Origin of the sequence: Streptomyces sp. NBC_00045 (assembly GCF_045041095.1) — a bacterium.
In the GTDB taxonomy this organism is placed as follows: Bacteria; Actinomycetota; Actinomycetes; order Streptomycetales; family Streptomycetaceae; genus Streptomyces.
The window spans coordinates 5,534,542-5,559,335 of sequence record NZ_CP108271.1 but is presented as its reverse complement, the minus strand read 5'-3'; the positions used below and the strand labels follow the sequence as shown (position 1 = coordinate 5,559,335).

The window sequence follows — 24,794 nt, the reverse complement described above, 5'->3', positions numbered from 1 at the left end:
GTCAGCGCAGGGTGGTGGCCTTGTCCTGACGGTACGTCGCCACCAGCGCGAGGCACAGGCCCGCGATCGCGACGCGGCCGGAGGCCTGCAGCAGCGGCCCCCGCAGCAGGATGAACGAGTAGCCCGCCACCAGCGGGACCACCACCGAGATCAAGCTGCCCGGCGCGGACCTGCGCGTGGCTCGTTTCGCGTACCGGCGGTCCACGCGCGCCGAGGCGTACCCCATGCCCAGCAGCCCCGCGCCCATGCCCAGCGGCCCGAAGTCGAGCCACAGCTCCGCCCAGATCGGCGAGGAGAGGTTCGTGTTGACCGTCCCCATCCACTCGCCGACCATCACGCCCGTGTCCTTCGGCTTGCCGGGCCAGACCGAGCGCGGCACCGCGAAGAAGAGGGATCCGGCCAGCTGGCGTCCGTACAGGTGCCCGGGGCCGGAGTTCGAGTAGGTGATGGTGTTCGCGAACATGCCGATCTGGTCGTAGTCCTTCAGCGCCATCGGCTCCAGGAACGACGTCGTCTCGACCGGCTTGTAGTTCTTCTCGTCGTACCGGAACCGGTCCGCGAAGGGGAACACGAGCAGGGCGATCACCACGGCCATCGACAGCGCCACCCGGTACATCGCGGCGCTCACCGGGAAGACGGTGAAGAGCAGCGCGAACAGGACCGTGAGGAACCAGTACCGCGGGTTCGAGATCGGGTTGTTGACCACCAGGTTCAGCAGGGCGAGCGCCCCCCAGGTGACGATGACCGAGACCTTGCGCCGGGCGTACGTGGAGGTGATCAGCCAGCGCGTGTACATCAGCAGGGCGAGCAGCGCCGGGACGGTGCCGAAGCCCCGGAGCAGGGCCTGGCCGGCCTGGCCGTCGCCGTTGGAGACGCCCGCCTCCTGGATGCCCGCGATGATCTCCTGGCGGCTGGAGAAGAAGACCGCCGGGCCGCCGAGCTTCACGATGAACGCGGCGCTGCACAGGAACGCGAGGCCGGTCAGCAGCTGGAGGCGGCGCCGGTGGGCCATGACCGGCCGCGGCTCCTTCTGGGAGCCGCCGGCCCGGCCCGCCGGCCGGTGACGGGCGAGCAGGACGCCCACGTCGAACGCGGTGCAGCCGAGCAGGACCAGGCCGATCGCGGCGGTGAGGTCGGAACGGGCGCCGACCACCGGGGTCGGGACCCGGCCGAGGACGGCCTGCGCGAGCGGGGCCACGCCCATCGCCATGTAGACGAACAGCCAGAAGGAGCCCTGGAGGAGTTTGCGACGACTGGTGAGGACCATCGCGGAGAGCCGGGCGCCCGCGTACATGGTCAGCAGGAGCTGGAGCCAGAAGGCCGCGTCGCGCTGGCCGTCGCCGGGCTGGACGGCGACGAACAGCGGCAGGAAGACGGTGAATCCAAGGATGAGGGGGACCGACAGTGCGCGGGAGAGCAGGGTGCGCGGGGTGGTGACCCGGCCCCACTTGCGCTCGTCGTCGAGTGGGGGCGCCGGCGGGGTCACGGAGGGCTTGCGTATGTCCGTTGCCACTGCCGCCCCCACCCCATGTGCCTGGTCCGCGCGCAGTCTAATCTGAGCGGGCGGCGCCCGGGGAGGCGCGCCTGCGAAGCACAATGGGGGGCGACAGTTGCGTGATCTTCCTGCCTTCACGCTGGCCGGTTACGACAAGGGGCGCGGGCTGCTGACGCAGGCGCTGTGGTTCGCGGTGATGAACACGCTGTTCATGGCGTGGTTCTGCCCCGCCCGGCTGCGCGTGGCGCTGCTGCGGGCGTTCGGCGCCCGGATCGGCGAGGGCGTGCTGATCCGGCACAAGGTGCGGGTGCTGTGGCCGTGGAAGCTCACCGTCGGCGACCACACTTGGATCGGCGAGGGCGCCTGGCTGCTGAACCTGGAGCCGGTGGCCATCGGGGCGAACGTGTGCATCTCGCAGGAGGCCATGCTGTGCACCGGCTCGCACGACCACCGGGCCGCGGACTTCCGCTACCGGAACGCGCCGATCGTCGTCGAGGACGGCGCATGGGTGGCCGTACGGGCGACCGTGCTGGCCGGGGTCACGGTGGGCCGATGCGCGGTGGCGGGCGCCGGATCGGTGATCCACAGAAACCTTCCTGCACTGACCCTGCAGACGATGGACGGGCAGCGCCGCCCGGTCGAGGAGCCCAAGTGAGAGTCCTGCACACCGTCACGCTCCACTCCCCCTCGCACGCCTTCGGCGGACCGGTCCGGGTCGCGCTCAACCTGGCCGAAGGGCTGCGCGGACGTGGCCACGAGGCCTGCCTGCTCGCGCTCGGCGAGGGCTTCCCCGACCCGTGGCCGACCTCGGTGGAGGGCGTCCCGGCGAAGTTGTTCCAGGCCCGGCGCATCCTTCCCCTCGGCTTCAGCGGAATGACCTCACCGGCCCTGCTGGCCTCGGCGGGCCGGCTGGTCCGGGACGCGGACGTGGTCCACGTCCACCTCGCGCGGGACCTGGTGACCCTGCCGGTGGCCCTCGCGGCACTTCGGGCCGGCAAGCCGCTGGTGCTCCAGACCCACGGGATGGTGGACCCGAGCGACAAGCTGCTGGCCAAGGTGCTCGACGCGGTGGCCGTACGCCGGCTGCTGCGCGGCGCGGACGCGGTGCTGTACCTGACCCCGCACGAACGCGAGGGCCTCGACGCGGTGGTGGGCGCCCCGCTGCCGGGGGCGGTCCGGCTGGTCAACGGCACGCCCGCGCAGGACGAGCGCCCGGCCCCGGCCGGCGCCCCGCGCATCCTGTACTCGGCGCGCCTGCAGGCCCGCAAGCGCCCGGTGGACTTCGTCGACGCGGCCCCGGCGATCCTGGCGGCGCACCCGGACACCGAGTTCGTGGTGGCCGGCCCGGACGAGGGCGAACTGCCGGCGGTCCGCGCCCGCATCACGGAACTGGGCCTCGGCGACCGCTTCACGGTCCCGGGTGCACTGTCCACCGCCGAGGTCCTGGCGGAGCTGCGCCGGGCCCACGTCTACGTCCTGCCGTCGGTGGACGAGCCGTTCCCGATGTCGGTCCTGGAGGCCCTGTCGGTGGGCGTCCCCTCGGTGGTCACGCACTCGAACGGGCTGGCCCGCGACATCGCCGCCGCAGGAGCCGGCCGGGCCGTCACTCCCGGCCCGGCCGGCATCTCGGAGGCGGTCCTCGCCCTCCTGGACCCGCAGTCGAACGCGACGGCCTCGCTGGCGGCCCGCAAACTGGCCGCGGAATCCTTCTCGATGGACGCGGTCCTGGACACCCTGCTGCCGGTCTACGAGAAGGCCGGCCATCGGGGTTAGAGCCCGCGGTGGGTTTCGTCCACCACCGGGAGGGCCGCCGCTCGACGTCGCCGGAAGACGCTGGCGTAGACGGCGAGTCCGATGGCGCCCGCCGCCATCATGATCAGGCCGACGACGTCGAGGTTGACGCTCTCCATCTGCCAGTCCGTCGCGAACGTGAGGATGGCCCCCACCACGATCAGGGCGATACAGCCGCCGATGCCTCCCATGTGATCCGCCTCCGCAGTTGTGGTCGTCTGACGACGCGGCTACCCGGGAACCGCACACGAAAACGCCGCCCCCGACCCGGAGTCCGGGCGGGGGCGGCGTCGGCGGCCGTGCGGGAGGGGCTACGCGGTCGTCGTCACGGACGCACTGCGCGCCCCTCGCTCCGCAGCTGCGTCTAGACCACGGTCACGCCGGAGGTGGCGGCCCAGAAACCCCAGCTGAGACCGGGAGCCTTGCACGTGGTGGTGAAGGTGCCGTCGCCCTTCGACATGGCGACCGGCAGGCAGTCCCAGTTCGCGCCACCGGTCAGCGCCATGTCCGTCCTGCCGTCACCGTTCAGGTCGCCGCTGACGACCTTCACGTTCGAGGTCGCGGCCCAGTCGCCCCAGCTGAGGCCGGGAGCGTTGCAGTTCACGTTGAACGTGCCGTCACCCTTCGACAAGGCGACCGGCAGGCAGTCCCAGCCGGAGCCACCGGTCAGCGCCATGTCGGTCTTGCCGTCCGCGTTGAAGTCACCGCTGACGACCTTCACGTTCGGCGTCGACGCCCAGAAGCCCCAGGAGCCACCGACAGGGGCGTTGCAGGTGGTGGTGAAGGTGCCGTCGCCCTTCGACATGGCGACGGGCAGGCAGTCCCAGTTCGCGCCACCGGTCAGCGCCATGTCCGTCCTGCCGTCACCGTTCAGGTCGGCGTTCACGACCTTCACGTTCGAGGTCGCGGCCCAGTCGCCCCAGCTGAGGCCGGGAGCGTTGCAGTTCACGTTGAACGTGCCGTCACCCTTCGACAGCGCGACGGGCAGGCAGTCCCAGTTCGCGCCACCGGTCAGCGCCATGTCCGTCTTGCCGTCCGCATTGAAGTCACCGCTGACGACCTTCACGTTCGGCGTTGCGGCCCACTCGCCCCAGTAGCCACCGACAGGGGCGTTGCAGTTCACGTTGAACGTGCCGTCACCCTTCGACAGCGCGACGGGCAGGCAGTCCCAGTTCGCGCCACCGGTCAGCGCCATGTCCGTCTTGCCGTCCGCATTGAAGTCGCCCTTGACGACCTTCACGTTCGGCGTTGCGGCCCACTCGCCCCAGTAGCCACCGACAGGGGCGTTGCAGTTCACGTTGAACGTGCCGTCACCCTTCGACAGCGCGACGGGCAGGCAGTCCCAGTTCGCGCCACCGGTCAGCGCCATGTCCGTCTTGCCGTCCGCGTTGAAGTCGCCCTTGACGACCTTCACGTTCGGCGTCGACGCCCAGTAACCCCAGGAACCACCGACGGGAGCATTACAGGTGGTGTTGAACGCGCCGTCGCCCTTCGACATGGCGACGGGCAGGCAGTCCCAGTTCGCGCCACCGGTCAGGGCGAGGTCGGCCTTGCCGTCACCGTTGAAGTCGCTGGAGGCCCCCTGGCTGCGCGGGATACTGGCCGTGATCCACTGCCCCAGGTCGTCGGTGCGGGTGGAGATGGCGCCCGTGCGGGTCTCGGTGGCCGGGGTTCCCAGACAGCCGCCCTGCCACGAGCGGGAGTTGACTCCGACGATCTCGCCGGCGCCGTTGAGCAGCGGGCCTCCGGTGTCGCCCTTGCAGAGGACGTCCGTGCCCTTGCCGGTGACGGCCAGGGTGGTCGGGGTGGCGGAGTTGACCGTGAAGGTGCCGGTGTGGAGCTTGTCGGTCACCCACTCCGTCTTGGTACGACCGAACCCGGCCGCGGTCAGTTCGGTGTTGGCGGCCGGGACGGTCGCGGCGAGGGTGGCGGGCTTGATGCCGATGACGGCGGTGGCCAGCCGTACCAGGGCGGCATCGCGGTCTGCGCGCGGGGCGATCTCGGTGATCTCGACGGTCTTGCCGTCGCTGAGGGTCGCGGTGGCCTTCAGGGCGGGCTTGCCGGCCGGGACCGTGGTGCCGGGCGTGTCGGCGAAGCAGCTGGCGGCGGTCAGCACCCAGAAGCGGTCGACCAGCGAGCCGGTGCAGGCACGGGAGTTGGCCTCGTCGCCGAGGGTGAGCCGCACCGCGGAGGACTGCTGTCCTGCGGCGGCTTCGGGTCCCGCGAGCGCGAAGGCGGGGACGGTCGGGATCACACCCACGGACAGGACGGCGGTGGCGGCCAACAGGCCGGTCATCCGCGCGGCACGCGGACGGGGTACGGACATGCTTCTTCCTTCGAAAGCAGGGCGCGGGCATGCGGGAGTGGTCCGGCGCACGCCAGAGCGCGGGTCGGCCTCTGGGGCCGGCGGACATACAAGGGGGAGGCGTTCCGGTGGCGCGCTACGGGCGCCACCGACTACTTGGAGGTGCGGATCTCCATGAGCATGAAGTCGCGCCCCTGCTCGTCGGCGCTCTCGCCGACCGGGGTCCACGCGTTCTTGTTGACGGTGAACGACTTCGCTTCGCTGCCGACGGTCATGTCGACTTCGGCAGCGTAGTCGTTCCCCTTGACGGCGAAGACCGTCGGGATCTCCAGGGCCAGGTACCCCTTCGTGCCGGTGACGCGGAAGCAGACCTTGTCCTTCTCGCGGGACCAGACCTCCAGCAGATCGGTGGCGCCGGTGCAGTCCGCAAGGACGATGTGGCCGTCACCGCGCTTGAGGACGATGTTGCGCTCCGCCAGGATCTTGTCGGCGTTCGGGTAGCCGAAGTCCTCGATCGCGTACCCGGGACCCTCGTCGGCGATCGCCTTCATCGCCGAGGTGTCCGCCGGCGCGGTCGTGCCGTTGATCCCTCCGGCGACCGCGAGCCACGCCAGGGCGCCTGCGCCCACGGCTGCGCCGATCGTGCGGACTACTGCATTGCGTGCCTTCATTACCGTCCCAGTCATCGGTTCCGTTTAGCGGGAAACAGCTACCAACAGGGATGTGAAGGCCATATTCCGTTGGGCGGGCGAACTCGAAACAAGCTCACCGCCCATGGAAGCCCCCCACTTCCGGGCCGATCGTAACCGATCCCCGGAGAACCAACTCAATGGTTATCCAGGCGGTTTCAGTGGGGTCTCGCTGCGGGAATGACACATTCCGCCAACTGGCGCGTGACATGCGTCACTTCACGCTCTGGCGTGGCATTACCCGGAATGCTGGATTCAGATACGAGCGTCAGTCACGGGCTCCAGCCCAGCTCGATGGAATGCATGATTCAGCCATGCGGCAGGTTGCCAACAGCCGTTCCGACGCGCCGATATACCGGGTGGTCAATTCCCGGCGTCCTGCCTAAGGTCGCCGGGCACACAGCTCTCGAATCTCGCCGGGCACCGTCATGCCCCGGCGATGGAAACACGTGCGCCATCGGGGCGCGCCGATAGCAAAGGGCCGCGTTTTTGGACACCATGTATTGGAGCCGGCGTCGGGTTCTCGGCGCGGTTGCCGCCACCACCGTTGCCGTCACCGCATCCAGCCTCGTGCTCAACCCGACGGCTGCTCTGGCCGCCACCACCCCGCCGGACGGGGACGACGGCGATCCGTTCCGCCTCCCCGACACCGAGCGGGCCAAAGTCGTCAAGGCGTGGCTGCTGGGCGGCAAGGCCGTGCGCGCCGCCGCCGCAGCGGCGCTGACCGGTTCCGACGCCGATGTGCAGACGTTCCTCGCCACCAAACTGGCCGCGGAGACGGTCGAGGACAACCGCGTCGCCATCATCACCTCGCTCGCGGGCGGCGGTAAGGGCACCCGTCGCGAGGCGACGGCCGCGATCAACGGCGGCGATTCGGCCATCGCCGCCTACCTCGGAGGCGGCTTCAAGGCCGCCATCACCGAGGACCTGCGCGTGGCCACCGCCACCGTGATGTCCGTCGGCGGCAGGGGCGTCAACCGCAAGGGCAGCGCGGCCCTGGACGCCAACAGCCAGCCCGCGCTGGAGTCGTTCCTCCTCGACGGCCAGTACGCGGCCCGACTGGAGGACATGCGCGTCGATGTCTCGAAGCTGTCCTTCCAGGCAGGCCCGGAGGTGCAGAAGTACGCCTCCCGCGCGCTGTCCGGCACCGGGGCGGACATCGAGTGGTTCCTGGAAACCGGCCAGCACATCGCACGTGCCCGCGACCAGGAGGCCGTGAAGATCTCGGAGCTCGTCGCGGTCGTCCAGCGCGAGGGCAAGAACGCCGAGGCGAAGACCAAGCAGGCCGAGGAGGCCTCGGCCCGCGCCGTCGAGGCCGCGGCCAAGGCCAAGGAGGCGGCCGAGAAGGCCGCCGCCGAGGCCCAGGCCGCGCAGGACGACGTGATCAAGTCCGGTAGGGCCGCCCGCAAGGCGAGCGAGGCCGCGAAGGGCGCCGCCGATGCGGCCCGGGTGGCCACCAACGCTTCTCATGCCGCCATCCAGGCCTCGCGCCGCGCCGCGTACGCCGCCAACGCAGCGAGCCAGGCGGCCGCCAGCGCAGGATCGGCTGCGGCTCAGGCCTACGGCGCGGCCATCGCGGCCTCGAAGGACGCCTCCCAGGCGCAGGCCGCCAAGGACGCCGCCGTGGCCGCCCGGAACGCCGCCGCCCAGGCGCGCAGCGCGGCAGCCGCCGCCGACAGCGCAGCCAACGCCTCGGCGAGCTCCGCAGCCGCAGGTGCCTCCGCGGCATCCGCGGCCCGCAATGCCGCCGCTGCCGCGAACGCCTCGGCCGCAGCGGCCGGCGCAGCGGGCTCCGCCCAGGCGGAGGCCGCGGAAGCCAAGCGCCAGGCCCAGATCGCCAGCACCAACGCGACGATCGCCACCAACGCCGCCGGCACGGCCCAAAGCCTCGCCAACGCGTCGGCACAGGCCGCGCGCGTCGCGCGCGACGCGGCGAACAGCGCGGCCGGCCACGCGGACAGGGCCGCGGCCGCCGCCGAGTGGGCTGCCCAGTACGCCGGCCAAGCGGTGGAGTACGCGAACAAGTCCACCGAGTTCGCCAATGAGGCGACCAAGGCCGCGAACACCGCCACCGAGGCCGTCAACCAAGCGGTCGCCGTCGAGAAGGCGGCGCGCGAGGCCGAGTGGCAGCGTCTGGACCAGGACACGCAGCGGGCGATCGAGGAGACCCGGCTGCTCGCCCAGATCGAAGACCAGGAGCGGGCGGAGTACGCCAAGAAGCGCACCCAGGCCGAGCAGGCCCAGCAGGCCACCAAGGACCTCATGGCCCAGGCCGAGTCGGCGCTCAGGGGAGGCGACACCGGCCTCGCCGCCGGGCTGGGGCGCAAGGCGGCCGTCGCCGTGATGGGCACCTCCCACGGAACCTGGTCACGCGAGGCCGCGCGGTTCGCCCTGGCCGGTGCCGACAACGACGTCCACGTCTGGATCGACACCGACCGCCACATCGCCCAGCGGCAGGACGACCGGGAGACCAGTCTCTACCTCGCCCAGACCAGCCACCCGGACGTCGCGGACGCGGCCGCGAAGGCGCTCCGGAGCACGGACCCGCAGGCGGCCGGCGCGTTCCTCGCCACCGGCGTCGTCCAGGCCGCCGCCATGGAGAACCGGGTCGCGGTGTCGCGCGCCCTCGCGAACAACCCCGGCAAGGCGGTCACCAAAGCGGCCAACGACGCACTGAACGCCGGAACCCCCGAGGCCCTGTACGAGTTCCTCAGCGTCACGTGGGAGGCGGCGCAGCGGCAGGACGACGCGGTGGCCACCGCCACGCTCCTGGCCTCGGACAAGACGGGCCCCTACACCAAGGCCCACGCCCAGGCGGCGCTGGAGGGCCCGGCCTGGATGCGCCGCAACTTCCTCGCGACCGTCCAGTACAAGACCGCACAGCTCGACTTCGACTCAGCCAGCCACATCGCGGCCGTGCAGGGCGCGATCGCGGCCGCCGCGAAGATCGCGCAGAAGGCGCAGGAAAACGCCGCACTGGCGCAGAAGGCGGCGGCCTACGCCCGCGACGCGGCGGGCGAGGCCATCGAGTGGGCGCAGCGGGCGGACAACTGGTCCAAGGAAGCGACGAGCTCCGCCAAGCAGGCCGGGGTGAACGCGGACGCCGCCGAGCAGGCGGCCAGGGACGCGCACACCTCGGCCGACCGGGCGGCGCAGGCGGCCAGCACGGCGCGCTCGGCCGCCCGCTCGGCCAACTACTCCGCCAACCGGGCCGTCGATGCCGCCCGCAGCGCGGTGGCATCCGCCAACGCTGCCCAGGCCTCGGCCGCATCCGCGCACTCCTCCGCCGTCCAGGCCGGCCAGGACGCGCAGACGGCGGCGGCGGCCGCGAGCCAGGCGCACCAGATCGCCTCCGACAAGCGACGGGAGGAGATCGCCGCGGCGGCGAAGAAGGCCGCCGATGACGCACGCGCGGCCAAGGACGCGGGGACGAACCCGGCGGACCAGCCCGAGCACGACAGCGTCAAGGGGGGCCTTCCCTGGTGGAAGGAGGACGCGCGGTGGCTGGCCAACGCCACCAACTGGGCCAGCATCGTCACCGGATTCGTCTCGGCCGGCCTGGGCATCGCCGGTCTGGCGGCCGGGTTCATCTTCCCGCCCGCCGTTCCGTTCATCGAGGCCGCCGCCGCCGGGTTCGGCTACGCCTCCCTCGGCTTCGCGGGACTCAACACGCTGTTCACCGGTATCGGCTACGGCTGGACGAGCAGCGAGTTCAAGTCCTCGCTGGCCAGCACCGCCCTGGGTGTCCTCACCTTCGGCCAGTCCAAGTGGATCGGCGCCGTCGGCGGCGGCAAGGTCGCCACCAAGATCACACAATTCGGCCATGACCTGGTCTCGCCGGTGACCGGTCTCCTGGGGTCCCTCTTCGGCTGACCGCCGATGCGGACCGCGCTGTGCGCCGGCCTGTCCGCCGCGGTGTTCCTCGGCATGACGGGATCGGGAGCCTTCGGGGTCGTGCGGTGGAGCGTCCGGCAGATGTTGGTGATGTACTCGTTCACCTGGGCCGGACTCACGATCGGACTGATTCCGGCCGGGAGGCTGTTCAGCGTGTACGCGCGGGAATGGCGTGAGGGAGTACGCAGATCGGAATACGATATTCCGCGACGCTACCGGGTCTTCCTGTACGTGGTCGTCATCCTCATGGGCTTCGCGGCGTTCCTGCTCGCGACGTGACGACGAGCAGCACCGGTACGAGCGCCATGAATACGCCCCCGAGGCCGGAGGAATCCGGGCTCGGGGGCGTATTCGTGCGGCGCTGGCGCGGGGTTACGCGGGGATCCAGGCGTAGCAACCCGTCGACGTGAACTCCGTCGTGCCCGACGGGATCTGCGCCGTGATCTTGTCGCCGGCCTTCGGGGGCGTCTGCGGGCCCGAGGCCAGGACCGAACCGTCCTTGCCCTTGGCCTCCCAGGTGCACGTCGTGTTCTGGGTCAGCGCGCGGTACGTACCCGCCGCGGGCGACGGGCGGGTGCCGTCGCCGAAGCCCTTGGACGCCGCGTCCAGGATCGGCTTCTGCTCCGGGCACAGGTACGTGATCGCGTCCTTCGCCCCCGGGATCTCCCCGGCGACGATGGCCCCGGTCGCCGCGTCCTTGTCGCGCTTCGCGGTGCGCTCCACCCGCTGGCAGGACTCCTGGCCGGTCTGGAGGACCGCCGCCGGGTCCATCTTCTCGGGGACCCGTCCGCTGAGGTACTGCTTCTCGTTCGCCTTGAAGCTGCCCGTCTTCGGGGTGAGCTTCGCGTCCGGCAGGACCGGTCCGGTCGGCTTCGCGTCGGGTGACGCCGGCGCCGCCGGGGCGTCCGCCGGGTCCTGGACCGCCGACGCGGCCGGCGGCTTCGGCTTCGCGTCCGCGGCGTCGGCCTTGCCGCCGCCGCCCGAGCTGCAGGCGGTCAGGGTCAGAGCTGCGGCCAGCAGAACAGCAGCCGCGGCGGAGCGTCGGTACATCAAGGGCTCCTGTACGTGCCAGTTGATCGGTTGCGATAGGGGTGCGGGGCCCGGCCGTGTCCACGCCGGGCCCCGCACTCCGTCAGACGGTTACTTCGGGCCGAAGGTGAGGACGAGCTGCGGAGCGGCGTCCGCGGCCGTCGACTCCATGGACCAGATCCACAGCGGGTCGGTGCCCGTGCTCGTCAGAGCCACGCTGTAGCTGCTGCCCAGCACCGAGGAGAGCACGGCGGTGTCCAGCGGGGTGCTCGCGGTCGCCGAGCCGTCCGGCACGCTCGCGAACGCGCCGAGCGCGGTGGTGCCGAGGGCGGGCTTGGAGTTGAACGTCGTGCTCGCACCGCTCCAGGTGCCGGTGACCGGGACCACGGACACCTTGTCGGCCGTACCGGCGTTCGCCTGGGTCGACGTCTTGATCTGGAGCGCGGCGGACTTCAGGACCTGCCCGGCCGGAGCGGCCGGCAGGTTGAAGCGCAGGTACGTCTCGTACGCCGAGGTGCCGCGGACGGCCAGCGAGGTGGTCGCGCCGTTGGCGGCGCTCGGAGCGCCCTGGTTGACGTAGGTGTCCTCGGTCGCGGAGACCTTGGAGACCGAGTCGGAGGGCGCCTTGGCCAGGTCGTAGTGGTTCTTGGCCTGGGCCGCGGTGAGCGCCTTCGGGTAGACGGCCGTCTCGTCGATCTGGCCGGCGAAGAAGTTGCTCGTCGGCTTGGTCGGCCAGCTGCCGAGGTTGTCGCCGCCGACGTGCCAGAAGCCCTCGTACGAGATGGAGCTGGTGACGTTCAGCGTGCCCTTGCTCTGGCCGTCGACGATCAGCTCCATGCCGCTCGCGCCCATGGCGCCGACGACGTGGTGCCACTTGTTGTCGTTGTACGTGTCGAACAGGCCGGTGGTGATGGTGCGGGTCGACCCGCTGTAGACGCCGAAGACCAGACGACCGGTGTTGGTCATGTAGATCTGCTTGTCGTACGTGCCGCTGCTGCGGTCGGTGTTGTTGCCGAAGCCGATCAGCTTGCCGCCGCGCGTGGTGCTCGTCTTGAACCAGGTCTCGACCGAGAAGGCGTTGCCCACCGTCTGGCGGTGGTCGCTGTACACCTGCTGGCTGGTGCCGTTGAAGCCCATGGCCGTGCTGGCGCCGCTGATCGCGCCGGGCGTCTGGCGCAGCGCCGGGGCGTTGAGCTGGACGCCGCTGGTGTTGCCGCCCACCGAGGAGTCGGCGACGTACGGGCTGACGGTGTCGTCGTAGCGCCAGTACAAGGTGGCGCCGTCGGTGCGGACCTGGTCCGGGTAGGACTGGACCGAGGTCGGGACCGTGACCGAGGCGGTGGCCGACAGGGCGCTGGTGTTGCCCGCCCCGTCGGTGGCCGTCACGCGGTAGGTGTACGACTGGCCGGCCTTGACGGTGGTGTCGTTCCAGGAGGCCTGCGGGCGCTGCCACTCCAGGGACTCGGCGGAGACCGTCGCGATCGGGGTGGACGAGCCGTTGCGGTAGATGCGGTACGTCAGCTTGCTGTCGTCCGCGTCGTAGCTGGTGCGCCAGCGGACCTGGGCCTCGCCGGGCTTGACGCTGCCGGCGCTCGCGACCGGGGTCGTCGGGGCGCCGACGTCGCCGGTGGAGGCGAAGCGGGTGAGCGCCTGCTGGGGCTTGCCGTTGATGGCGGTGAACTCGCCGCCGGCCCACATGTACTTGACGTCGCCCTTCTCGGCGATGGTCAGGGCGCGCGGACCGATGCCCTCACCGAGGCCGTCGTTGGCGGTGGGGTGCCAGCCGAGCTTGCTCGGGCTGCGCACGAAGCCGTCCACGGGCGCGGGGGCGGCGCCTTCGTAGTTGGTCAGCTGCGCGTTGAAGAAGTTGCGCTTGCCGTCGGGGAACTGCCCCTCCAGGGAGCAGTCGTGGGCGTGCGAGGCGCTGTAGAGCACTCCGTCGTACGGCAGGACGGCCTGGGTAGCGCCGAGGCAGCGGTCGCGCCACTTCTCGCTGAAGTCGCTGAGGTTCAGGCCGATGCGGCCGTCGAAGACGCCGCCGCCGGAGCCCTCGTTGCCGGTGTAGAAGCCGGTCGAGTCGGTGGCGATGTCCTTGACCACGGAGTTCGACGGGATGTTGCTGTACGTCTTGGAGACCGCGCCGGTGGTGGCGTCCACGACGGCCAGGGCGTGGGTGTTCTTGCCGTTGACCGAGAAGAAGTCACCGCCCAGCAGGACGTTCTTGCCGTCCGGGGTGACCTCGACGGCGCGGCCGGGCTCGTCGGCGTTGGCGACGAAGGGCTTGAGCGCACCGGAGCCGGCGTCGACGGCGGCGAACCGCTCACGGGTCTGGCCCTCGACCGTGCCGAAGTCGCCGGCCACGTACAGGGTGTCGTCGCTGACGGCGAGTCCGCGCACGGTGGCGGGGATGCCCGGGTGGAAGGCGGCCTTGGGGGTGCAGCTCGCGATGTCGATCGCGGCGAGGCTGGAGACCGGGGTGCCGTTGACGGCGCCGAAGTAGCCGCCCGCGTACAGCGTCTTCTTGTCCTTGGAGACGGCCAGCGCGCGCACGGTCGCGGAACCGTCGCCGACGGTGAAGGCCAGCTTGCACGAGGTCGGGTTGCCCGTCGCGGCGTCGAGCGCCACGAAGTTCACCGCTTCCTGCTCGGCGCCGCTGGTGCCGTCGGGCGGGCGGACGGCCGAGAAGGTGCCGCCCGCGAAGACGGTGCCGTTGGCCTCGTCCATCGCGAAGACGACTCCGTTGGGCTGCCAGGTCGGCAGCTCGTCCGCGGTGAATGCCACGGGAGGCGTGATGGCGGACGCCTCGGGCATCAGCACCAGGCCTATGCCGGTGCCGGCGCCGGCCAGTGACAGGACGAGGGCAGCAGTCAGCCCTCTGGATCTACGCATGAGCCCCCCAGGGCAATCGCCCGGTTTTGATGGCTGGAACTATCCGAACAGCCATATGTACTGGCGCAGACTAGGGCTCCTGCGAGGACCCGGTCACCTCCCTTGACCCATTGCATACCAACTTGGAAGCAATGGTTCAGCCTGGAGGGTGCGCAACGGACATACGACAGGTTTACCCCGGCCGCATCCACCGATACCAGCGGAGATGACCGGGACACGGCAAATCGTAGGCGAAATATAGAGCGTTTAGCGGTCGATGCGGACCGTCACGCCCGCCAACTGGTCCTCGACCTGCCGGATGTCGGCGTCGACCATGATCTGCGCCAGCTCGGCAACGAGCACCGTCGGCTTCCAGCCAAGCAGTTCATGGGCCTTGGAGGCGTCGCCGATGAGGGCGTCGACCTCGCTCGGACGCTCGTACTTGGGGTCGTAGCGCACGTGCTCGGCCCAGTCGAGGCCCGCGTGGGCGAACGAGGACTCGACGAACTCGCGGACCGTGGCCGCCACTCCCGTGGCGACGACGTAGTCGGTCGGTTCGTCCTGCTGGAGCATCCGCCACATCGCGTCCACGTACTCGGGGGCGTAGCCCCAGTCGCGGACCGCGTCGAGGTTGCCGAGGTAGAGGTGCTCCTGGAGACCGGCCTTGATCCGGGCGACCGCGCGGGTGATCTTGCGGGTCACGAACGTCTCGCCGCGGCGCGGGGACTCGTGGTTGAACAGGATCCCGTTGACGGCGAACATGTCGTACGCCTCGCGGTAGTTCACCGTGGTCCAGTACGCGAAGACCTTGGCGGCACCGTACGGGCTGCGCGGGTGGAACGGGGTCTTCTCGTTCTGCGGGGGCGGGGTGGCCCCGAACATCTCCGAGGACGAGGCCTGGTAGATCCGGGTGTCCACACCGCTGGCCCGGATCGCCTCAAGCAGCCGCAGGGCGCCGAGGCCGGTCACGTCGCCGGTGTAGAGGGGGGCGTCGAAGGACACCCGCACGTGCGACTGGGCCCCGAGGTTGTAGACCTCGTCGGGCCGGATCTCCCGGAGCAGGTTCACGAGCGCGACGCCGTCGGACAGGTCGGCGTGGTGCAGGACGAAGGACCGGTTGGCGGTCTGCGGGTCCTGGTAGATGTGGTCGATCCGCTCGGTGTTGAAGCTGGAGGACCGCCGCACCAGGCCGTGCACCGTGTAGCCCTTGGAGAGCAGCAGCTCGGAGAGGTACGAGCCGTCCTGCCCGGTGACGCCGGTTATCAGTGCGGTCTTGCCCATGTGGTCCCCTTGATGGTCGTTGCTGTGGGTCGTGGTGAGGCTGGGCCTCGGGGTGGCTGTGGCCCGGTCCCCGGCAGGGGGCGGCGCACCTCGCTGTCGGGCCGCGGCCCGGAGGGCTGGATGCGTACCGTACACGCCCGGCCCCAACGCCCTTGCGGCGGATTCCTCTTCGGCACGCGCCGGCCCCGGCCGGCCGGTCCGGGTCGCGGGAAGCCCCGGTTCAGGTGCGCGGGGGCACTCCGTGGCGCCGGTGCCCGGCATGCGGGCTGGACCGAGAACCGCCGGTGGCGAGTGGCATCATCGGCGGTATGACAAGTTCGCTGCCGCTCCTGCCCCCGAACGCCCGCGTCTTCGTCGCGGGTCACCGCGGCCTCGTGGGGTCCGCGGTCGCCCGCCGGCTCACCGCCGACGGCCACGAGGTGCTGACCCGGAGCCGGGCCGACCTCGACCTGCGCGACGCCGCCGCGACCGGGGCTTACCTCAAGGACGTCCGTCCCGACGCGGTCGTGCTGGCCGCGGCCAAGGTCGGCGGGATCATGGCCAACAGCACTTATCCGGTGCAGTTCCTGGAGGACAACCTCAAGATTCAGCTCAGCGTCATCGGCGGCGCGCACGCCGCCGGGGTGGGCCGTCTGCTGTTCCTGGGCTCCTCCTGCATCTACCCGAAGCTCGCCCCGCAGCCCATCAGCGAGGACGCCCTGCTGACGGGCCCTCTGGAGCCGACCAACGAGGCGTACGCCCTCGCGAAGATCGCCGGCATCGTCCAAGTCCAGTCGTACCGCAAGCAGTACGGCGCCTCGTACGTCTCGGCGATGCCCACGAACCTCTACGGCCCGGGCGACAACTTCGACTTGGAGACCTCGCACGTACTGCCCGCCCTGATCCGGCGGTTCCACGAGGCGACCGCCGAGGGCCGCGAAGAGGTCACCTTGTGGGGCAGCGGCACCCCGCGCCGGGAGTTCCTGCACGTGGACGACCTGGCGGCCGCCTGCGCTGTACTGCTCGGCAGCTACGACGGCGACGAGCCGGTCAACATCGGCTGCGGCGAGGACCTCACCATCAAGGCCCTCGCCGAGACCGTCGCCGAGGTGACCGGCTTCCGGGGCCGGCTCGCCTGGGACACGTCCAAGCCGGACGGCACGCCGCGCAAGCTCCTGGACGTCACCCGCCTGACCTCGCTGGGCTGGAAGCCGGAGATCGGGCTGCGGGACGGTATCGCCGCCACCTACCGGTGGTGGCGCGAGCAGGGCTGAACGCACGTGCCGCGGCTCCTCAGTACGCTCCGCGACCGTCGACGACGGCGCGGAGCGTACGGCCCATGACGTCGACGTCGCTGGTGAAGGACCAGTTGTCGACGTACTGCAGATCGAGCTGGATCGTCTCGTCCCAGGACAGGTCGGACCGTCCGCTGATCTGCCACAGCCCGGTCATGCCCGGCCGCACGGTGAGCCGGCGCAGTTCGACCTCGTCGTACCGGGCCACCTCCTCCGGCAGCGGCGGGCGCGGCCCGACCAGCGACATGTGGCCGCTCAACACATTGAACAGTTGGGGCAGTTCGTCCATGGAGGTGCGGCGCAGCAGCCGGCCCACCCGGGTCACCCGGGGATCGCGGCGGATCTTGAACATCAGGCCGTCGTTCTCGTTGGCCCCGGACAGCTCGTTCTTGAGCCGGTCCGCGTCCACGACCATGGTCCGGAACTTCCACATGACGAACGGGACCCCGTCGCGCCCGATGCGCTGCTGGCGGTAGAACGCCGGGCCGCGCGAGCCGAGGCGGATCGCCAGGACGATGCCGAGAAAGACCGGCGAGAGCAGCAGCAGCCCGACGGCGGCCCCGGTGCGGTCGAGGACGGACTTGAGTAGGGTCTGCACGCCCCGGCTCACCGGCGGCGCGACCCGCAGTACGGCGAGCCCGCCCGCGGAGAGGGTCTCCAGCCGCTTGACGGAGACCTCCACGAGGCCGGGGAAGACGGCGAGTTCCAGCCCCGCGTCGTGCAGTGCCCAGGCGACCCTGCGCAGCCGCTCCCCGGCGATCCGCGCGCCGGGGGCGACCAGTACGAGGTCGGCGTGGTGGCTGCGGACGGCGCCGAGCACGGCGGCGGAGTCGGCGTTGGGGGCCTCGGGCGCGTCCTCGTCGAGCCGGGCCGCGACGGGCACCCCGCCTTCGAGCGGGCCGGCGCCGACCGGCACCACGCCGACGACGACGTACGGGTGGTCGGTGCGGGCGGCCAGGTGCTCGATGACCGCCTCGGCAGCGCCGGGTTCGCCGACCACCAGGACCCGGCTGACGGCGTGGGCCTCGCGGCGGGCCGCCGAGAGGTGGCGGTACGTCAGTTTGCGGCAGGCCACGGTGACGAGGAGGGCGGGCAGCAGGGCGCCCAGCGCGGACAGCCGGGGGGTGCTCTCGCCTGTCACCACGCGGGCCACGGCCAGGACACCGATCAGAATCAGCCAGTCGTGCACGACGGGCAGTACGCCGCGGGATTCTCCGAGCGCGCGGGCCGTGTAACGCCGGCGCACCGCCTGTACCCCGGTCCACGCCAGGGCCGCGCCGAGGGCGCAGTACACGGGCCGGACCTGCTGTGCCGCCTGGAAGACGAGCGCCACGGGGACCGCGGCGCCGAGGAAGTCGGCGACGATGGCGGCGGGCAGGTACCAGCGGGCCTTGTCGCCGATCCGCCTCGCCGGCGCCGCCGCGAGCTCGGCGGCTGCTGCGGCCAGTCTTTGCGCAGGAAAATGGACATGCCTCATGGGCCCCCCTGGCACGTGGTCTCTGACAGTGGCGCGTGCCCATGGCTTCCCCTGGCGACGGACATCTGGCGCACCGGGAAACAGTACGACAAACACCCGTACGACAAACGCCGATTGAGCGAACGAGATCTCTTGTTGCGCAAGTGTTAGCAACCGGTACCAATCGTTCCAGATATCGATTACCCCCTTCGCACGCGAAGGTGAATGGTCCGGATACCGGATACGTCTCTTCGGTCAACGAACCGTTTCCAGCCAACCTTTTGACGCGCCCCTGACATTGATGGCGCCAGCTGTCACTCTTCGATCCGTTCTTCGCACCAGCCTGCTCTGCCCGGAGGCCCACCCAGCCGTCCGGAACCCCCCTTGCAGAAGGAGTCTGCGTTGAGTCACACCCCCCACAGGCGTGCCACCGCGGCCGGCGCGCTCGTTGCCGCCGCCGCACTGCTCGCCGTCGGCATCCAGGCCGGCACCGCCTCCGCCGACGCCACCGCGTCGCAGGCACGCAACGCCGCTCAGCCCAACCCGGGTGCGGCCGCCGTCAATCTCAGTGCTTCCGAGCGTGCGACGCTCATAGCCGACGCCAACTCGACCACCGTCCAGGCGGCCAAGGCCCTCGGCCTCGGCGAGCAGGAGAAGCTGGTCGTCCGTGACGTCGTCAAGGACGCCGACGGCACCACGCACACCACGTACGAGCGCACCTACGGCGGACTCCCCGTGCTCGGCGGCGACCTGACGGTCCATGCCAAGGGCGGCGTCACCAAGAGCATCACCAAGGCGACCAACCACGAGATCAAGGTCGCGGACACCACGGCGACCGTGACCCCGGCGGGTGCCGAGGGCCAGGCCGTCTCCGCGGCCAACGCCGCCGGCTCCAAGGACGCCAAGGCCTCCAAGAACGCCCGCAAGGTGATCTGGGCCGCCGAAGGCGCCCCGGTCCTCGCCTACGAGACCGTCGTGGGCGGCCTCCAGGACGACGGCACCCCGAGCGAACTGCACGTGGTCACCGACGCCAAGACCGGCGCGAAGATCACCCAGTGGCAGGCCATCGAGACCGGCACCGGCAACACCATGTACAGCGGCCAGGTCACGATGGGCACCTCGCAGTCGGGCAGCAACTACACGCTGACCGACGCCGGGCGCGGCGGCCACAAGACGTACGACCTCAACGGCGGCAGCTCCGGCACCGGCAGCCTCTTCACGAACACGACCGACGTGTGGGGCAACGGCGCCGCGTCCAACCGGGCGACCGCCGGCGCTGACGCGCACTACGGCGCACAACTGACCTGGGACTACTACAAGAACGTGCACGGCCGCAACGGTCTGCGCAACGACGGTGTAGCCCCGTACAGCCGGGTCCACTACGGCAACGCGTACGTGAACGCGTTCTGGGACGACTCCTGCTTCTGCATGACGTACGGCGATGGCACGAGCAACACGCACCCGCTGACGTCCATCGACGTGGCCGCCCACGAGATGACCCACGGCCTCACCTCGGTCACCGGCAACATGACCTACAGCGGTGAGCCGGGCGGCCTGAACGAGGCGACCTCGGACATCATGGCGGCGAACGTCGAGTTCTACGCCAACAACCCGCAGGACGTCGGCGACTACCTGGTCGGCGAGAAGATCGACATCAACGGCGACGGCACCCCGCTGCGCTACATGGACAAGCCGAGCAAGGACGGCGGCTCCAAGGACGCGTGGTACTCGGGCATCGGCGGCATCGACGTCCACTACTCGTCCGGCCCGGCCAACCACGTCTACTACCTGATGTCCGAGGGCTCCGGCGCCAAGGTCATCAACGGCGTCAGCTACAACTCGCCGACCTCGGACAACCTCCCGGTCACCGCGATCGGCCGCGACGCCGCCGCGAAGATCTGGTTCCGCGCGCTGACGGTGGGCTACTTCAAGTCGAACACCAACTACGCGGCCGCCCGTACGGCGACCCTCCAGGCCGCCGCCGACCTGTACGGCCAGGGCTCGACCACGTACAACAACGTGGCCAACGCCTGGGCGGGCATCAACGTCGGCGCCCGCATCGTCTCCGGCGTCTCGGTCACCCCGATCGCCAACCAGACCACCCAGATCAACACCGCTGTGAGCCTGCAGGTCCAGGCGACCAGCACCAACCCGGGTGCACTGAGCTACGCGGCGACCGGCCTCCCGGCCGGCCTGTCGATCAACTCCTCGACCGGTCTGATCTCGGGCACGGCCACCACCGCGGGCACGTCCAACGTGACCGTGACGGTGACCGACTCGGCGAGCAAGACGGGCACGGCGGCCTTCACCTGGACCGTCGGCACGTCCCAGCAGAACGTGTTCGAGAACACGAACGACTACCAGATCGCGGACAACGCGACCGTCGAGTCCCCGATCGCCGTGACCCGCACGGGCAACGCCCCGAGCACCCTCAAGGTGGACGTGAACATCGTCCACACCTACGTCGGTGACCTGGTCGTCGACCTGGTCGCCCCCGACGGCAGCGTCTACAACCTGCGCAACCGGTCCGGTGGCAGCGCCGACAACATCGTCCAGAGCTTCACGGTGAACGCATCCTCCGAGGTCGCCCAGGGCACCTGGAAGCTGCGGGTCCGGGACGCGGCCAGCCTGGACACCGGTTACATCAACAGCTGGAAGCTCACCTTCTGACCCCTCCGGGGCAGATGAAGCGCAACGGCTGACCCGAAAGACACGGGGCCGTCCGGGAGAGTCCCTCCCGGACGGCCCTGTCCCATGTGCCCCCGCGGTCAGCCGATGTGCCTCAAGACGGAGTCGATCAGGTCGGGCCCACCCAGGTAGTGGTCACCGCCGTGCTCCTCGCGCTGCTCCTGCTCCTGGCCCTGGTCCTGGCGCTGCTCCTGGCCCTCGTCCTGGCCCTGCTCCTGGCCCTCGTCCTGGCCCTGCTCCTGACCCTGCTCCTGGCCCTCGTCCTGGCGCTGCTCCTGACCCTGACCCTGCTCCGGGCGCTGGCCCTGCTCTTGGCCCTCGTCCTGGCGCTGCTCCTGGCCCTCGTCCTGGCCCTGCTCCTGACCCTGACCCTGCTCCGGGCGCTGGCCCTGCTCCTGGCCCTCGTCCTGGCCCTGCTCCTGACCCTGACCCTGCTCCGGGCGCTGGCCCTCGTCCCGGCCCTGGTCCTGACCCTGGTCCTGACCCTGGTCCTGGCCCTCGTCCTGACCCTGCTCCTGACCCTGGCCCTCGTCCTGGCGCTGCTCCTGACCCTGACCCTGCTCCGGGCGCTGGCCCTCGTCCCGGCCCTGGTCCTGGCGCTGCTGCTGGCCCTGGCCCTGACCCTGGTCCTGACCCTGGCCCTGGCCCTGGCCCTCGTCCTGGCGTTGCTCCTGGCCCTGGCCCTGCTCCGGCTCGTCCTTCGGGGAGCGGTGGGCGCGGAAGTCGTCGCCGTTGCGGTAGTCGTCCCAGTCGTCACGGCGGTCGTCGCGGAAGTCGTCGCGGAAGTCGTCGCGGCGGCCGCGGTCCGGCGCGAAGCTCGCCGAGAGGACCTCGACGTCGTTCACCCGGTCCCCCGGCTCCAGCACCCGCTCCGGCCGGCCCGAGCAGCCGTGGCCCGAGTAGAGCGTGGCTTGCCCGACGGTGTCGTTGCGCACCGAGGTCGCGGGGCGGTTGCGCGAGGTGTACGTCAGCTCGTAGCAAGTGTCGTAGTTCGCCGGGTGGATCTGTGCGCGCTCGTCGTGGTCGATGATGTACTCCAGCCGACCGAGCGAGTGGCCGTCGTCGCCTGCGAACGAGGGGCCGGCGGTGGGCAGGACGAGGGCGAGGGCGCCGAGGAGCGCTGCGGCGCTAGGGCGAAGACGCATGGGAAAGCAGTCCGTTCTGTGGGCACTGGATGCCGGTCCGGTGGCATCCAGCGGGCAGCGTAGGAGCGACACCACTTGCCTGAACGTTTCTGCATGCGCAGCACGTTCGAAGGTTCACCCTCCCGGATCGGCATCCTGCGCCCGTACGGGCCCGCCCGCACCCGCTACACGGATGCGCGTTCGGACAGCGGGGTGGGCGCGGCGGCGGCCGGAGCCTGGGCGGGTGCCGGGGCCTTCGTACGGACCAGGACCAGCACCACCAGCGCGCCGGCCAGCCCCATCAGCCCGGAGACCAGGAACGTCCCCCGCAGCCCGCTCGCGAAGGCCTCGTCCACCCAGACCCGCGCGGCCGGACCCGCCGCCAGCAGCTCCCCGGCCCGCCCGGAGGCCAGCGCCTCGGCCGTGCCGTGCCCCTGGCCGGAGCCGCTGAGCCCGTCCGTCAGCCCGGCCTGGAAGACCGCGCCGAGCACGGCGACGCCGAGCGCCATGCCCAGCTGCCGTGCGGTGTTCAGCGCCCCGCCGGCCATGCCCGCCCGGGCAGGGGCCACGGCGCCCATCGCGGCGGCGGCCAGCGCCGGGGTCGCGGCGCCCACGCCGAGGCCGGTCACCACCAGGCCCGGGACCAGGGCGGACCAGCCGTCGCCGGCGTCCGTCATCCAGGCCTGCAGCAGTGCGCCCGATCCGATCAGCAGCAGCCCGCCGCTGATGGTCAGCCGCGCCGGGGCACCGTGCAGCAGCCGGCCCGCCACGGCGGAGACGGCGAACGAGGAGATGCTCAGCGGCACCAGCACCAGGCCGGCGGAGACCGGGCCCATCCCCTCCGCGGTCTGGAGCCAGAGGGAGACGTACATCAGGTACGAGAACGCGGCCCCGGACAGCAACAGCGCCGCGGCCATGACGCCGACGAAGGTGCGGCTGCGGAACAGCGACAGGTCCAGCATCGGGCGGGAGCTGCGCAGTTCGACGAGGACGAACGCGGCGAAGGCGGCCGCGCCGAGACCGAGCAGGCCGAGGGTGGCCGAGCCGGTCCAACCGTTCTCGCCGACGCGGATCAGCGCGTACGTGACGGCCGCCGCGCCCGTGGTGAAGGCGGCCATGCCGGGCAGGTCGAGGCCCTTGGCGCGCGGGTCGCGGGACTCGGCGACCGACCGGAGGGTCACGAACACGGCCAGGGCGCAGACGGGCAGGTTGATGAAGAAGATCCAGCGCCAGCCGAAGTGCTCGGTGAGCAGGCCGCCGATGATCGGCCCGGCCGCGGCGGCGGCGCCGTTGACCGCGCCCCAGACGCCGAAGGCGACCCCGCGGTCGCGCCCCTGGTAGGTGCTGCTGAGCAGGGCCATGGTGGTGGCGAACATCGCGGCGCCACCGATGCCCTGGACGGCGCGGAAGGCGATCAGCGCGGCCGGGCCGGTGGCCAGTCCGCAGGCGAGCGAGGCGGCGGCGAAGAGGCCGAGCCCGCCGAGGTAGACGCTGCGGCGGCCGATCCGGTCGGCGAGGGAGCCCGCGCCGAGCAGCAGGGCGGCCAGGGCCAGGGCGTACCCGTCCATGACCCACTGGAGTCCGGAGAAGCCGGTGTGCATGTCGGCGGCCATGTCCGGCAGGGCGACCATCACGATCGTGACGTCGACCAGGAGCATGAACGCCCCGAGGCACACCGCGGTCAGCGGGAGCCATTTACGCATGGGAGATCTCCTCGGGACCCGGAGGCCCGGCAGGGGGTTGGCTGTGGTTCCAAACTCTCAGCCGCGCGGCCGATCCCCCACCCACACACCCTTGGCTGCCGGATTCCTCCACCCACAGCCCTGTCATGATGGAAACCATGATCACGTCCACCAAGCCGAACGTCACCTCCGCCCCCGGCTCCGTCCAGCTCGACGACCTCGACCGGGGGCTGATGCAGGCCCTGATGGTCGACGGCCGGGCCCCCTTCAGCCGGATCGCCGAGGTGCTGGAGGTCTCCGACCAGACGGTGGTGCGGCGCTACCGCCGGCTGCGGACCTCGGGCCTGCTCCGGGTCGTCGGGCTGCCGCTGGGCAACCGCGTCGGGCTGTTCGAGTCCTGGCTGCGGGTGCAGTGCGCGCCCGACGCCGCGCTCGCGGTGGCCGCGGCGCTGGCCCGGCGGCCGGACATCTCCTGGGTGAAGCTCGGCTCCGGCGGCACCGAGATCAACTGCCTCACCAAGGCCCGGACCCGGCAGGACCGCGACGGGCTGCTGCTGGACAAGCTGCCGCGCACTCGCCGGGTGACCGGGGTCAGCGCGCACACCATCCTGCGGGTGTACATCGGCGGGCCGTCGCAGTGGTGCGGCCTGGACACCCTGCGCCCCGAGCAGGTCGCGGCGCTGGCCCCGGCGCAGGAGCGGCCCCCCGTGGTGCACGGGCAGGAACGGTACGCCCTGGACGAGGCGGAGCTGGAGCTGCTGGCGGTGCTCGGCCAGGACGGCCGGGCCGGGTATCCGGAGCTGGCCCGCGCCTCGGGTCTGTCGGAGTCCACCGCGCGCCGCCGGGTGGACCGGCTGCGGGAGCTGCGGGCGCTGTACTTCGACGTGGAGCTCGTCCCGTCGACCCTGGGCTTCGAGGCGGAGGCGACGCTGATGCTGACCGCGGCGCCGGCCCGGCTGGCGGAGGCGGGCGCGGCGCTCGCCTCGCATCCGGAGGTGCCGTTCGCGGCGGCGGTGACCGGCACGGCCAACCTGATGGCCGCGGTGGTGTGCCGGGACACCGACGCGCTGTACACGTACATGACCGAGCGGGTCGGCGCGGTGCCCGGCATCCAACACGTGGAGGTGATCCCGACCCTGCGCAACATCAAGCGGGCCGGGATGCTGGTGGAGGGCGGGCGGCTGGTCGACCCGCCGCCCGCCCCCTGAAACCGGCGCG

General features: G+C 71.1%; 17 protein-coding genes. 7 read left to right on the top strand and 10 right to left on the bottom strand.

The window, feature by feature from the left end:
- Window position 1 precedes the first annotated feature (1 nt).
- A complete protein-coding gene (locus OHA65_RS26220; protein ID WP_327285559.1) occupies window positions 2–1,513 on the bottom strand; it encodes a hypothetical protein in 1,512 nt (503 codons plus the stop codon).
- Between the two features lie 97 nt (window positions 1,514–1,610).
- Here OHA65_RS26220 and OHA65_RS26215 point away from each other — a divergent pair, with 97 nt between their 5' ends.
- Both OHA65_RS26215 and OHA65_RS26210 read left to right on the top strand, forming a co-directional pair.
- Window positions 1,611–2,150: a WcaF family extracellular polysaccharide biosynthesis acetyltransferase gene (locus OHA65_RS26215; protein WP_327285558.1), complete on the top strand. Its 540-nt coding sequence runs from the start codon at window positions 1,611–1,613 to the stop codon at window positions 2,148–2,150.
- On the top strand, window positions 2,147–3,268 hold the full coding sequence (locus tag OHA65_RS26210; RefSeq protein ID WP_405762524.1) for a glycosyltransferase: 1,122 nt from the start codon (window positions 2,147–2,149) through the stop codon (window positions 3,266–3,268). Before OHA65_RS26215 ends, OHA65_RS26210 begins: the two co-directional genes overlap by 4 nt.
- On the opposite strand, the gene OHA65_RS26205 is transcribed toward OHA65_RS26210, so the two are convergent.
- From OHA65_RS26205 to OHA65_RS26195, 3 genes are all read right to left on the bottom strand, one after another.
- Window positions 3,265–3,477, bottom strand: a complete 213-nt coding sequence (locus tag OHA65_RS26205; RefSeq protein WP_327285556.1) for a hypothetical protein — start codon at window positions 3,475–3,477, stop codon at window positions 3,265–3,267. The genes OHA65_RS26210 and OHA65_RS26205 overlap by 4 nt on opposite strands.
- Window positions 3,478–3,650: 173 nt before the next feature.
- Entirely contained in the window at window positions 3,651–5,612 is a 1,962-nt protein-coding gene (locus OHA65_RS26200; RefSeq protein WP_405762522.1) for an FG-GAP-like repeat-containing protein, read from the bottom strand.
- A gap of 131 nt (window positions 5,613–5,743) precedes the next feature.
- Entirely contained in the window at window positions 5,744–6,277 is a 534-nt protein-coding gene (locus tag OHA65_RS26195; protein WP_328763750.1) for a hypothetical protein, read from the bottom strand.
- A gap of 501 nt (window positions 6,278–6,778) precedes the next feature.
- Here OHA65_RS26195 and OHA65_RS26190 point away from each other — a divergent pair.
- Window positions 6,779–10,153 carry a hypothetical protein gene (locus tag OHA65_RS26190; protein WP_405763437.1) on the top strand — a complete coding sequence of 1,125 codons (3,375 nt, stop codon included), beginning with the start codon at window positions 6,779–6,781 and terminating at the stop codon, window positions 10,151–10,153.
- A 6-nt stretch (window positions 10,154–10,159) separates the two neighbouring features.
- On the top strand, window positions 10,160–10,453 hold the full coding sequence (locus OHA65_RS26185) for a hypothetical protein (protein WP_329314584.1): 294 nt from the start codon (window positions 10,160–10,162) through the stop codon (window positions 10,451–10,453).
- A 93-nt stretch (window positions 10,454–10,546) separates the two neighbouring features.
- Here OHA65_RS26185 and OHA65_RS26180 read toward each other — a convergent pair whose 3' ends face one another.
- The 3 genes from OHA65_RS26180 to gmd all read right to left on the bottom strand — a co-directional run bounded on the left by OHA65_RS26180 (window position 10,547) and on the right by gmd (window position 15,352).
- Window positions 10,547–11,224 (bottom strand): hypothetical protein, encoded by a 678-nt coding sequence (locus tag OHA65_RS26180; RefSeq protein WP_329314583.1) that lies wholly within the window; start codon window positions 11,222–11,224, stop codon window positions 10,547–10,549.
- A gap of 90 nt (window positions 11,225–11,314) precedes the next feature.
- Window positions 11,315–14,092, bottom strand: a complete 2,778-nt coding sequence (locus tag OHA65_RS26175) for a LamG-like jellyroll fold domain-containing protein (RefSeq protein WP_328763748.1) — start codon at window positions 14,090–14,092, stop codon at window positions 11,315–11,317.
- 246 nt (window positions 14,093–14,338) lie between these two features.
- Window positions 14,339–15,352 (bottom strand): GDP-mannose 4,6-dehydratase, encoded by a 1,014-nt coding sequence (gene gmd / locus OHA65_RS26170; RefSeq protein WP_327285551.1) that lies wholly within the window; start codon window positions 15,350–15,352, stop codon window positions 14,339–14,341.
- Between the two features lie 308 nt (window positions 15,353–15,660).
- On the opposite strand from gmd, the gene OHA65_RS26165 reads away from it, so the two are divergent.
- Entirely contained in the window at window positions 15,661–16,605 is a 945-nt protein-coding gene (locus tag OHA65_RS26165) for a GDP-L-fucose synthase (RefSeq protein ID WP_327285550.1), read from the top strand.
- A gap of 19 nt (window positions 16,606–16,624) precedes the next feature.
- Here the strand turns inward: OHA65_RS26165 and OHA65_RS26160 are convergent, their stop codons facing one another.
- Window positions 16,625–18,103: a sugar transferase gene (locus tag OHA65_RS26160; RefSeq protein ID WP_328763747.1), complete on the bottom strand. Its 1,479-nt coding sequence runs from the start codon at window positions 18,101–18,103 to the stop codon at window positions 16,625–16,627.
- Between the two features lie 381 nt (window positions 18,104–18,484).
- Between OHA65_RS26160 and OHA65_RS26155 the strand changes: the two genes are divergently transcribed.
- On the top strand, window positions 18,485–20,752 hold the full coding sequence (locus tag OHA65_RS26155; protein WP_327285548.1) for a M4 family metallopeptidase: 2,268 nt from the start codon (window positions 18,485–18,487) through the stop codon (window positions 20,750–20,752).
- Between the two features lie 98 nt (window positions 20,753–20,850).
- Here the strand turns inward: OHA65_RS26155 and OHA65_RS26150 are convergent, their stop codons facing one another.
- Complete coding sequence (locus OHA65_RS26150; RefSeq protein WP_405762519.1) at window positions 20,851–21,915, bottom strand: hypothetical protein; 1,065 nt, start codon at window positions 21,913–21,915, stop codon at window positions 20,851–20,853.
- A 164-nt stretch (window positions 21,916–22,079) separates the two neighbouring features.
- Window positions 22,080–23,597: an MFS transporter gene (locus tag OHA65_RS26145; RefSeq protein WP_327285546.1), complete on the bottom strand. Its 1,518-nt coding sequence runs from the start codon at window positions 23,595–23,597 to the stop codon at window positions 22,080–22,082.
- Window positions 23,598–23,734: 137 nt separating this feature from the next.
- On the opposite strand from OHA65_RS26145, the gene OHA65_RS26140 reads away from it, so the two are divergent.
- Entirely contained in the window at window positions 23,735–24,784 is a 1,050-nt protein-coding gene (locus OHA65_RS26140) for an AsnC family transcriptional regulator (protein ID WP_327285545.1), read from the top strand.
- Window positions 24,785–24,794 lie beyond the last annotated feature (10 nt).